We start from the raw sequence: 11,952 nt of genomic DNA, 5'->3' as shown, positions 1-11,952 counted from the left end.
CCTGGCATTGACAAATGCCGGGGCTTATTTTTTAGCCAGCTCCCTTCCCGCAGAATCCCTTAGGCAGTATTGTTTTTACACTTGATTCGTGACGAACCGGGCGTGCCCGGAGCCATGAAAATGGGATGTCTTGTCAGGATGCGGCACAGTAGAGCTGGATGATTTTAGGTCGATTCGACCTAACATCTGAATCCGCCCTACAAACAAATAAGTAGAGCATGATGTCGTCCGAAAACCGCTTACACTTTTCGGCACCATGCTCTAGAGGACGGAGACAGACCTCTTATGCTTGAAGGGGAAGACAACCTGCATCAACCAGCGCCATGCCAAGCGGCGGCGCGGTTGCAGCAGGGCGGTACACATTGGCTTTCGGCAAAAGCGAAGCAGGGCAAAGGTCGGCTGACCTCCTTCAGCCGCCTGCTGCGGCTTAGCGTTTTCGGCGGTCTGGCGACCGGCCTGGCAGGTCCCGTCCTCGCGCAAAGCAACGATGCCGCGCAGACGGGCATACGCCTCTTCACCTCGTCGGAAATGGCCGTCTTCTCCGTTATCATCGGCGTCATCTCTGCAGCGCTTCTGTCGACCATGTGGATGGTCCGGCAGCGCGGGAACATGGAGAACGAAAGCCGCGAGATCCGCACGGCTCTTTCCGACGCCAACCAGCGCATTTCGCAATACCAGGCACTGATCGCCGACAAGAACCGCCGGATCGTCATCTGGGACGGCCAGAATGCGCGACCGGAACTGCTCGGCCAGCTGCCCGTCGAGACCGGCGCACCGCAGGACAACGAATTTCTCGCCTTTGGCCGCTGGCTGAAATCATGGTCGGCCGGCGAGCTGGACAAGGCGATCGACAAGCTGCGCGGCAGCGGCCAGAGCTTCGACATGGTGGTCGAGACCAGCCGCGACGAAATCCTCGAAGCGCAGGGGCGCATTTCCGGCGGGCGCGCCTTCGTCCGCTTCATCGCGCTCAACAATCTGCGCGCCGAACTCGCCGAGCTGAAGATCGAGCGCGACCGGTTGATGACCTCGATTTCCACTTTCCAGAACCTGCTAGATGCCATCGACCTGCCGGTCTGGCAGCGCGACGCAGAAGGCACGCTCACCTGGGTCAACCAGGCCTATGGCGAGGCGGTCGAAGCGGTTTCGACCGATGAGGCGGTGCGCGAGGGACGGGAATTCCTGACGACCGTGACCCGCGAGCGCATTCGCTCCGCGACCACGCCGGAATCGCCCTTTCACGACAAGATTTCAACTGTGGTGCATGGCAACCGCACCTTCTTCGACGTCGTCGACGTCAAGGCTCCGAACGGTTCCGCCGGCATCGCCATCGATGTGTCCGAGGCGGAATCGGTTCGTGCAGAGCTTGCGCGCACGCTGAAGAGCCATGCCGAGACGCTCGATCACCTGGCGACGCCCGTCGCGATCTTCGATGGCGACAGGCGGCTGCAATTCTACAACCAGGCTTTCGTGCAGCTCTGGGAACTCGACATCGCGTTTCTGGAGAAGCGGCCCGACAATAGCGAGCTTCTGGACAGACTGCGCAGCGCCAAGAAGCTGCCGGAACAGCTGAGCTGGAAGGCATGGAAGGACGGCGTCCTTTCGGTCTATCGCGCGCTCGATACGCAGACGGACCTCTGGCACCTGCCCAACGGCCAAATTCTCAGGGTTTTCGCGACGGCGCATCCGCAGGGCGGCGCCACCTGGGTGTTCGAGAACCTCACCGAGCAGGTCGACCTCGAAACCCGCTACAACACGCTGGTCAAGGTGCAGGGCGAAACCATCGACCACCTTTCCGAAGGCGTCGCGGTTTTCGGTCCCGATGGCCGCATCCGCCTGTCGAACCCCGCTTTCCGCATTCTCTGGAACATTACCGAGACACAGGCGAAGCCGGATACGCATATCCAGGCCCTGGCAGAAGCCTGCGCCCCCTCCTATGACCGGCCGGATGGCTGGAAACGCTTTGCCGAGCAGATCACCAGCTTCGACGACGAACGGCCTTCCTCGCAAGGCACGCTGGAACTCTATTCCAATCTCGTGCTCGACTACGCCGTCATTCCGCTGCCGAATGCGCAGACCATGCTGACCTTCGTCAACAAGACCGACAGCGTGCGCGCCGAGCGGGCACTGACCGAGAAGAACGATGCGCTGCTGAAGGCGGACGAGCTGAAGAACGATTTCGTCCAGCACGTCTCCTACGAGCTGCGCTCGCCGCTGACCAACATCATCGGCTTCACCGACCTCCTGAAGACGCCGGGCATCGGCTCGCTGAACGACCGGCAGGCCGAATATATCGATCATATCTCGACCTCGTCCTCCGTGCTTCTGACGCTGGTCAACGACATTCTCGATCTGGCGACGGTCGATGCCGGCATCATGCGGCTGAACTATTCAGAGATTGTGCTTTCCGACCTGCTCGACGAAGTCTCGATGCAGATCGCCGACCGGCTGCAGGAAAGCGGCGTGACGCTCGAGATCACCGTGCCGGCTCATCTCGGCTCGATCGTTGCCGATCAGCAGCGACTGAAGCAGATCCTGCTCAAGCTTCTGACCAATGCCGCCAATTTCGCGCCGGAGGGATCGACCATCGCGCTCAGATGTGGGCGCGAAGGCACGGATTTCGTCTTCTCTATCGCCGACAAGGGCCCCGGCATATCGGAGGATCTGATCAACACCGTCTTCAACCGCTTCGCCTCCGGCGGCAACGGCGGTAAGCGCAGCGGCGCGGGCCTCGGCCTTTCGATTGTCGAAAGCTTCGTCAGCCTGCATGACGGCGAGGTTTCCATCGAAAGCCAGCCGGGCAAGGGAACGACGGTGACCTGCCGGATTCCTTCGGCCGAGCTGCCCCATTCCGTCGCAGCAGAATGACAGCCTCAGACAGCAGCATTTCCCTTTTCCTCGCAGATGACATCGCCACCGCCGAGCTCGGCGAGGATCTGGCGCTGGCATTGAAGGTCGGCGACTGTCTGGCACTCTCAGGCGACCTGGGCGCGGGTAAGTCCTCGCTCGCACGCGCGCTGCTGCGGGCCATGGCCGACGATGTCGAACTGGATGTGCCGAGCCCAACCTTTACGCTCGTGCAATCCTATGAGCTGCGCATCCCCGTCTCGCATTTCGATCTCTATCGGCTGGGTGACCCCAGCGAATTGACGGAGCTTGGCTTCGACGAGGCGCTCCAGACCGGCATCTGCCTTGTCGAATGGCCCGAAATGGCCGAGGGAGAGCTGCCGAAGGAGCGGATCGACCTCAAGCTCACGCATGAGGGCGAGGGACGACGCGCCGTGATTACGGCACCGGCCAAGCAGTTGGCACGCATCGAGCGTGTGCTTGCTATCCGCGCCTTTCTCGATTCGCATGACTATCGCGGTGCCATCAGGCGCTTCCTGACGGGCGACGCTTCGCTGCGCGCCTATGAATCCATCTATCCGAAAGACGGCGGCAGCCGTGTGATCCTGATGGATTGGCCGGGCCTGCCGGAAGGGCCGCCCGTGCTCGACGGCAAGCCCTATCCGAAGGTCGCGCATCTTGCCTGGGACACCTACCCCTTCGTCGCGATCGCCAATATCCTGCGGGAAAACGGCTTTGCAGCGCCGGAAATCTACCTCGCCGATTACGATCAGGGCATCCTGCTAATCGAGGATCTCGGCACCGATGGTGTGCTCGACCCGGAGGGCAGGCCGATTGCCGAGCGTTATCGCGCCAGCGTCGCCTGCCTGGCGCATCTACACGGTCTTTCCGTTCCGCACGATATCCCGGTGACGCCGGATCATGTCCATCACATTCCGGATTTCGACCGGACCGCGATGAAGATGGAAGCGCGGCTGCTTCTCGACTGGCATCTGCCCTGGAAACGAGGCACGCCCGCGAGCGACGCCGAGCGCGGCGACTATCTGGCGATCTGGGACAAACTCATCGATCAGCTCGAGGACGTGGAAAAGAACCTGCTGCTGCGCGACATGCATTCGCCCAATATCATCTGGCAGGCCCATCAACAGGGCATCAAGCGCGTCGGCATCATCGATTTCCAGGACGCGATGATCGGACCGACCTCCTATGACGTCGCCTCGCTGGTGCAGGACGCGCGGGTGACGATCGAGCGCGATCTGCATGACCGGCTGATGGCCGATTATCTCGCACTACGCCATGCCCAGGGCGGCTTCGACGAGGCTAAATTCCTGAAGAGCTGGGCGATCATGTCGGCGCAGCGCAATTGCAAGCTTGCCGGCCTGTGGGTGCGGCTGCTGCAGCGTGACGGCAAGCCCGGATATCTGAAGCACATGCCGCGCACGCTCGCCTATCTCGCCATCGCCTTCGAACACGAGGCTCTCGCGCCTCTGCGCGAATGGTGCGAGAAGGCCGGGATCGGCCGGGCATAACAGCCAGAGACCGGGCGACGGCTTTCCGACCCTGTGCTATGGAAATCAGATAGCGAATCGAGAGTTCGAGACGAAATGACCATCAAGCAAGCCATGGTATTGGCCGCGGGGCTCGGAACCCGGATGCGGCCGATCACCGATACCATCCCGAAGCCGCTCGTTAAGATCGCCGGCAAGCCGATGATCGACTATGCGCTGGATGCGCTGGCGGAAGCCGGGGTCGAGCAGGTCGTCGTCAACGTGCATCACCATGCCAACCAGATGGAAGCGCATCTGCGCGGATATCGCAAGCTGGACATCCTGATCTCGGACGAGCGCGATGCACTGATGAACAACGGCGGCGGCCTGGCCAAGGGATTGAAGCTGCTCGGCCGCGATCCGGTTTTCGTCATGAATTCGGATCTCTTCTGGATCGGGGAACAGGAAGGCCAGCCGACGAATCTGGGGCGCTTAGCCGGATTCTTCGACGCGGGCCGCATGGACTTCGGCATGCTCTGCGTCGCGTTGGACAAGACGACGGGCCACAACGGCAAGAATGATTTCAGCATGGCTGAAGATGGTCGCCTCTCGCGCTATGACGCGGTTATGGGCAACGGCGTGGTTTACGCCGGCACCCTGGTCATCAATCCTTCGTTTCTCGACGACGCGCCCGGCGACGCTTTCAACATCAACACCTATTACGACAAGGCGATCGCGCGCGGCCGACTCTATGGCACGATGCTCGACGGCCACTGGCTGACTGTGGGAACGCCCGAGGCTATCGGCGAGGCTGAGGAAACGATCCGGAATTTCCGGGCGTTTGCGTGAGGCCCATGGCAGGCGGACACCGGCAACGCATCCTGACGATCCCGGCGGGCCTGCCCTTTCTGAAGACCCTTGCGGCCGCTCTCTGCGACGGTGGGCTGACTGAGCATTTCCGCCATGATCCGGACGACCCGCTGTCGCTTGCCAAGGTCAGCATCTTCCTGCCGACGCGGCGCGCGGCGCGCGTATTGCGTTCCGAATTCGTCGATCTTCTCGGCGGCCGGTCCGCCATCCTGCCGGTCATTCGCCCGCTCGGCGAAACCGATGACGATAGCGGCTATTTCGAGGAAGCACTGCCTGAAACGGCCGATCTGGCACAGCCGCTTGCCAACACGGCGCGACTGCTGGAACTGGCGCGGCTGATCCTTGCCTGGCGCAACAAGCTGCCGCAGATCGTGCGCGACATCCATTCCGACTCGCCGCTGGTGGCGCCTGCAAGCCCAGCGGATGCCATATGGCTCGCACGCAATCTCGCCGAACTCATCGATTCCCTTGAGACCGAGGATCGCGAGTGGAATGAGCTTGCCAATCTGGATGCGGAAGACCATGCGCTCTGGTGGCAGCTGACGGCCGAATTCCTGGCGATCGCCAGCGCCTTCTGGCCGGCGCGGCTCGAGGAACTCGGCAAATCCTCGCCGGCCCGCAACCGCAACGCCGTCCTGCGCGCCGAAGTGCAGCGGATTTCCACCATGCGGCACCCCGGTCCCGTCATCATCGCGGGCTCGACCGGCTCGGTGCCGGCAACCGCCGAACTGATCGCGGCCGTCGCCTCTCTGCCGCAAGGCGTGATCGTGCTGCCCGGTCTCGATCTGACGATGCCGGACGAGGATTGGCAGCTGGTGGCGCCGGAAACCTCCATCGGTGAAAGAGCCGATCCCACCACCCGCAGCCACCCGCAATATGGCCTGTCGCTGCTGTTGAAGCGCTTGCGCGTTGCCCGTCGCGATGTCGAGCCGATCGCGGACGCAACCGATACGATGCAGATGCGGGCACAGATCCTGTCACGCGCGCTGGCGCCGGCCAAGGCGACGAGCGGCTGGGGAAACTGGCGCAAGACGCTGGCTCCGGATACGATCCCGAACGCATTTGCCGATGTCACCCTTATCGAAGCCGCCAACGAGCGCGAGGAAGCGACGGCGATCGCCATCGCCTTGCGGCTGGCTCTGGACAAGCCGGGGCGCTACGGCGGCGAAAGCCAGGCGGCGTTGATCACGCCCGACCGGAATCTTGCGAGACGGGTAACGGCCGAACTTGCCCGCTTCGGCATCACCGCCGACGATTCGGCCGGCACGCCGCTGAACGCGACGCCGCAAGGCACGCTGCTGCAATTGCTGCTGGAAGCAGCCCTTCGCCCCGGCGATCCCGTCGCCGTCGTTTCACTTCTCAAGCATCCCCTCGCTTTGTTCGGCCTGTCGGCGGAGATACGTCAGCCCGGTGTCGATGCGCTGGAAATCCTGGCACTCAGGGGCGGTGTCGCCAATGTCGACATCGGCAGGCTGGAAACCCTGCTCGACGAGCGGGTGACGGAACAGGCCAAGGACCGCCACGCGCCGCAATGGCGCAAATCGCTACCGCCTGAGGCCATCGAGCATGCGCGCGCCCTGGCCCAGCGTGTGACCGCCGCCTGCGAGCCGCTGTTGTCGGCACTTTCCCTGCCCACGTCAGAGGGTCTGCCGACCCTTTCGGACTGGGCCGAGCGCACGGGCCGTGCCCTTGAAGCCGCAGCGGTCGACGCGCGCGGCAGCCTGGTGGGCCTCTGGTCGGGCGAGGCCGGGGATACGCTTGCCAGCCTGCTTCGGGATGTCATCGAGACCGACGGCCAGCTCGAAGCCGACGGCGTGCAATGGATCGATATCATGGCGGCGCTCTGCGTCGGACAGGCCGTGAAGCCGCGGGCGCTCAGTCATCCCCGCCTCTTCATCTTCGGTACGCTGGAAGCGCGCCTGCAGAGTGTCGATACGCTGATCCTTGGTGGATTAAACGAAGGCTCATGGCCGGGGCAGACCGCCAACAACCCCTTCATTTCCCGCGGCATGAAGACGGAGATCGGCCTGGAGCCGCCGGAGCGGCGCATCGGCCAACTCGCGCACGATTTCGAGATGGCGAACGGCACACGCGACCTGATCTATTCCCGCGCCCTGCGCCAGGGCTCGACGCCGACGGTCGCGTCGCGCTGGCTGCAGCGGCTGATCGCGCTTGGCGGCGAAGACCTCGAAGCTGCCATGAAGGCCCGCGGCGACCAATATCGCCATTGGGCCGCGATGATCGACGAGGGCGAAAACCAGGCTCCGGCGCTGCGACCGGCACCGAAGCCGCCCGTGGAATTGCAGCCGAAGAGCTACTCCTTCAGCGAAGTGGGGCGGCTGCGGCGCGATCCCTATTCGATCTATGCCCGGCGCGTGCTGCGGCTCGACCCTGTCGATCCCTTCAATCGTGATCCCGGTCCGGCTGAGCGCGGTACGCTCTACCACAAGATCATAGAGCGCTTCGTCAGCGGGGGGCATGTGGCCGGCATGCCGGATGCGACGCTGGCCATGGACCAGATCATTGTGGACCTCTTCGATGCCGAACGGCTGCCCGTTCATATCGACAGCGTCTGGCGGCCGCGTTTCCGCGAAGTAGCGCGGGCCTTCCTTGCCTGGGAAGCGGAACGGCGGCCCCAAGTGCGCCAAACGGCGACGGAAGTGCCCGCCGGCGTCGAGATCGAACCGATCGGCATTCGGTTGACGGGCGTCGCCGACCGTATCGATATCAAGAATGACAAGGGCGCCGATCTCATCGACTACAAGACCGGCTCCAATCCCTCTCCGCCGCAGGCCCGCGCGCTGCTCGACCCGCAGCTGGCGCTGGAAGCCTATGCGCTGAAGGCCGGTGCTTTCCGCAATATCGGCGGGCTGGTGCCTGAGAACCTGCTCTATGTCCGGCTGCGGCCCGGCGATCGCTTCAAGGTCGACCAGGTCAACAACGAGCTTTCCAGCCGCGGCGGCAAGACGGAAACGAAGTCGGCTATGGATCTCGCGCAGGAATCGATGGACCAGCTGGTCAAATTCGTCTCGCTGCTGCAGTCGGGCGAGAAGGGCTTTTCCTCGCGGTTGATCCCGGCCCAGCAGTTCGAATATGGCGGCGATTACGATCACCTTGCCCGCGTTTCCGAATGGTCGACGGCAGAGACCGAGCAGGAAGGCGGCGGCGATGAGTGAGCTTTCCGCCAGCGAAATAGCCGGTCTGCCCGACAGCGACGACCCCGGCATCTGGATCAGCTGGACAACGATCCAGCAATCGATCGCCTCCGACCCGGAACGTTCGGCCTGGGTCTCGGCCAATGCCGGCTCGGGCAAGACGCATGTGCTGACCCAGCGCGTCATCCGCCTGCTTCTCTCTGGCGCGCGGCCCTCGGCCATCCTCTGCCTCACCTATACCAAGGCTGCCGCCTCCGAAATGTCGAACCGCGTCTTCGACCGGCTGGCCGCCTGGGCGACGATGCCGGACGAGGAGTTGAAAAAGCGCATCGCCGATATCGAAGGCAAGGAGCCGGATCTCTTCAAGCTTGCCGAGGCTCGCCGGCTGTTCGCCAAGGCGCTGGAGACGCCGGGCGGTCTGAAGATCCAGACGATCCATGCCTTTTGCGAGGCCTTGCTGCATCAATTTCCGCTTGAAGCCAATGTCGCCGGGCATTTCTCCGTTCTCGACGATCGTGCGGCAGCGACCCTACTTGACGATGCCCGGCGTGCGCTGCTTTCATCCGCGACGCCGCATGGCGATGCCGAGCTGGCGCAGGCTTTCGCCTATGTGCTCGATCTCGGCGACGAATCGGGGTTGGAAACGCTGCTCGGCGATATCGTCGCCAATCGCAATGCCATCCGCCGCTTCACCGAGGCGGCTGAACGTCAAGGTGGCCTCGAAGCGGCCCTGCTGGCACGGCTCGGACTTTCCGCTATGGATACCGAAACCGGCATCGCGGAACACTATTGGCCGCTTCCGGGCCTCTCCGGCGCCACGCTGGAGCTCTATCTCTCGCTCGCCGATCAGAAAGGCGGCGCCAAGGCCCAGGAGATTGCCTATGCGCTGCGGCTTGCCAAGCGCGAGGCAGATCCCATCGCCCGCGTCGACATCCTCGAAAAAATCATGCTGACCGCCAAGGGCGAACCGAAGTCGGATAGCCAGTTTTTCGTCAAGGCGATGCTGGCAGATGCGCCGACACTTGCGGAAGCGGTGGCGGAAGCCCGCGCCCATGTCGTTGCCTGCCGTGACCGGTTGAAGCTGATGCGGATGTATCGGGCCACTCGCGCCGCCCTTATCCTCGCCGACCGGCTGAACCGCGACTACGAGGAACTGAAGAAGCGCCGCAGCCAGCTCGATTTCGAGGATCTCATCACCCGCACCGCCGACCTGCTCACCAAGAAGGGCGTCGGACCCTGGATACATTACAAGCTGGACAAGGGCATCGATCACATTCTGGTCGACGAGGCGCAGGACACCAGCCCGATCCAGTGGAGCGTCATCCAGTCGCTGGCGGAGGATTTCTTTTCCGGCGACGGCGCCCGGCCGACGCTCAGGACCATCTTTGCCGTTGGTGACGAGAAGCAATCGATCTATTCGTTCCAGGGTGCGCGACCGGAGCGTTTTTCGGAGGAAAGCGATCGCACGCGCCGGCGGGTGGATGCAAGCGGCCTGAAGTTCTCGTCGATCCGGCTACCTCTGTCCTTTCGCTCGACCGCCGATGTGCTTGGCGCCGTCGACCATGTCTTTACCAGTCCGGATAATTCGCGGGGGCTCAGCGCCGTCAACGAGCCTGTCGTTCATCGTTCAAGCCGTATCGGCCATCCCGGCGCAGTCGACCTCTGGGAGATGATCGCGCCGGAGCCGGCTGCCAGGGAAGAAGACTGGACGGCACCCTTCGATTTGACGCCGGAAAGCGCGCCGCCCGCCATCCTGGCGCGGCGGATGGCGCAGACGATCGGCAATCTTGTCGGGCGGGAAACGATCATCGAGAAGGGCAAGGCCCGCTTCATCGAAGCCGGCGACATTCTCGTGCTGGTGCGCAAGCGCGACAGCTTCGTCAACGCGCTGACCCGCGCCCTGAAACGACGCGGCAATATTCCCGTCGCCGGCGCCGACCGATTGGTGCTGACCAGCCATATCGCCATTCAGGATCTCCTCGCACTCGGCCGCTTCCTGCTTTTGCCGGAAGACGATCTTTCGCTTTGCGCGCTGCTGAAAAGCCCGCTGTTCGATCTCAGCGAGGAGGATGTCTTCGCGGTTGCCGCCTATCGCGACGACGAGGAAAGCGTCTGGAGCCACCTGCGGAGATTTGCGGGAGACGGCCATGAGCGTTTCAGCCAAGTAGTCGAGCGGCTCAGCACATTCCTTGCTCTGTCGAAGAGCCTGGCCGTACATGATTTCTATGCGCGCGTGCTCGGCAGCTTCGGCGGCAGGCGGCAGTTTCTGGCGCGGCTCGGCACCGAGGTCAGCGATATCCTCGACGAATTCCTGACCTTCACGCTCGATCATGAAACGAGCGGCCTGCCCGGCCTGCAATCCTTCATCTCGACGCTGGAACTCGAAGCGCCGACGGTCAAGCGCGAGCAGGACAAAGGCCGCAACGAAGTGCGGATCATGACGGTGCATGCCTCGAAGGGGCTGGAGGCGCCGATCGTCTTCCTCGTCGACGGTGGTGGCAAGGCCTTCACCCATACGCATCTGCCAAAGATGCGGCTGATCGAAACCGGTCGCGACCAGACCCCGCTGCCGGTTTGGGTTCCGGTCTCGGCACTCGCCAATTCGCTGACGCAGGCCGATACGGCAAGGCTGCAGGCGCTGGCGGAGGAGGAATATCGCCGCCTGCTCTATGTCGGCATGACGCGCGCCGCCGACCGGCTGATCATCTGCGGCTACCGCGGCATCCGCGAAAATGCCGATACCTGGCATTCCATGATTTCCGCCGCCTTGCGCGGCGATGAGCTGCATTGCACGCCAAAGACCTTTTCCGGCCCCGATGGCGACTGGGAAGGCTTGAGCTGGCGGGTTGCCCAGGTCCAGCTCGAATTCGAAACCGCTAGGGAGCATGAGAAGCGATCCGAACGCGCTCGCCTGCCTGAGAGCCTCAGCCGCCCGTTGCCGCCACAAAGAAGCCTGCCGCGACCGCTCAGTCCTTCCGGCGTCGGCACCGTCATCGATGAAGAAGCCGACGATCTGCTGGTGACCTCGGCGCTTTTCGGCGAGAAGGCGAAATCCGACCGCGCCCTGCAAAAGGGCCGCTTCATCCACCGGATGCTGCAGACATTGCCCGAGATCGCGCCCGAGGCTCGCGCCGAAGCCGCCCGGCGCTATGCGGAGCGGGCCGCACGCTTCTGGCCTCAGGCCGAGCAAGACGCGCTGGTAAGGTCCGTCATGGCGCTGCTGTCACATCCGGATCTGCAGGGCACCTTCAGTACCCACGCGCAGGCCGAAGTCTCGATCATGGGCACGCTGAAGCTCGGCAACCAGTCCTACGCCGTCTCGGGTCGCATCGATCGGCTGGCAGTACTGGACGACCATGTCGTCATTCTCGATTACAAGACGAATCGCGTGCCGCCCGGCGAGGAAGGCAACATTCCCTTCGCGCACAGAGCCCAGCTCGCGATCTACCGCGAGATCCTGTCGCCGCTTTATCCGGGAAAGCGCGTCGACTGCATGCTGGTCTACACCGAAAATGCCTCGATCTATACGCTGTCCGATAGGGCGCTGGCATTGGCGCTTGCGGAGCTCGAAACAAAGTGAAATACCAAATATTGAA

General features: G+C 63.1%; 5 protein-coding genes. All 5 read left to right on the top strand.

Annotated elements, in window-relative coordinates:
• Positions 1 to 285 precede the first annotated feature (285 nt).
• The 5 genes from ACIQWP_RS26065 to addA all read left to right on the top strand — a co-directional run bounded on the left by ACIQWP_RS26065 (position 286) and on the right by addA (position 11,936).
• Positions 286 to 2,865 (top strand): ATP-binding protein, encoded by a 2,580-nt coding sequence (locus ACIQWP_RS26065; protein WP_402793762.1) that lies wholly within the window; start codon positions 286 to 288, stop codon positions 2,863 to 2,865.
• Positions 2,862 to 4,373, top strand: coding sequence for a tRNA (adenosine(37)-N6)-threonylcarbamoyltransferase complex ATPase subunit type 1 TsaE (gene tsaE, locus ACIQWP_RS26060; protein WP_402793760.1), 1,512 nt, complete (start codon positions 2,862 to 2,864; stop codon positions 4,371 to 4,373). Before ACIQWP_RS26065 ends, tsaE begins: the two co-directional genes overlap by 4 nt.
• Positions 4,374 to 4,448: 75 nt before the next feature.
• Entirely contained in the window at positions 4,449 to 5,180 is a 732-nt protein-coding gene (locus tag ACIQWP_RS26055) for a nucleotidyltransferase family protein (RefSeq protein WP_402793758.1), read from the top strand.
• 5 nt (positions 5,181 to 5,185) lie between these two features.
• Positions 5,186 to 8,377, top strand: a complete 3,192-nt coding sequence (gene addB / locus ACIQWP_RS26050) for a double-strand break repair protein AddB (RefSeq protein WP_402793756.1) — start codon at positions 5,186 to 5,188, stop codon at positions 8,375 to 8,377.
• Positions 8,370 to 11,936, top strand: a complete 3,567-nt coding sequence (addA, locus tag ACIQWP_RS26045; RefSeq protein ID WP_402793754.1) for a double-strand break repair helicase AddA — start codon at positions 8,370 to 8,372, stop codon at positions 11,934 to 11,936. Before addB ends, addA begins: the two co-directional genes overlap by 8 nt.
• Positions 11,937 to 11,952 lie beyond the last annotated feature (16 nt).

The organism is Rhizobium sp. NPDC090279 (genome assembly GCF_044769665.1).
Classification (GTDB): Bacteria; Pseudomonadota; Alphaproteobacteria; order Rhizobiales; family Rhizobiaceae; genus Rhizobium.
The sequence above is the reverse complement of the archived record's forward strand: the minus strand, read 5'-3'. Positions and strand labels throughout refer to the sequence as shown.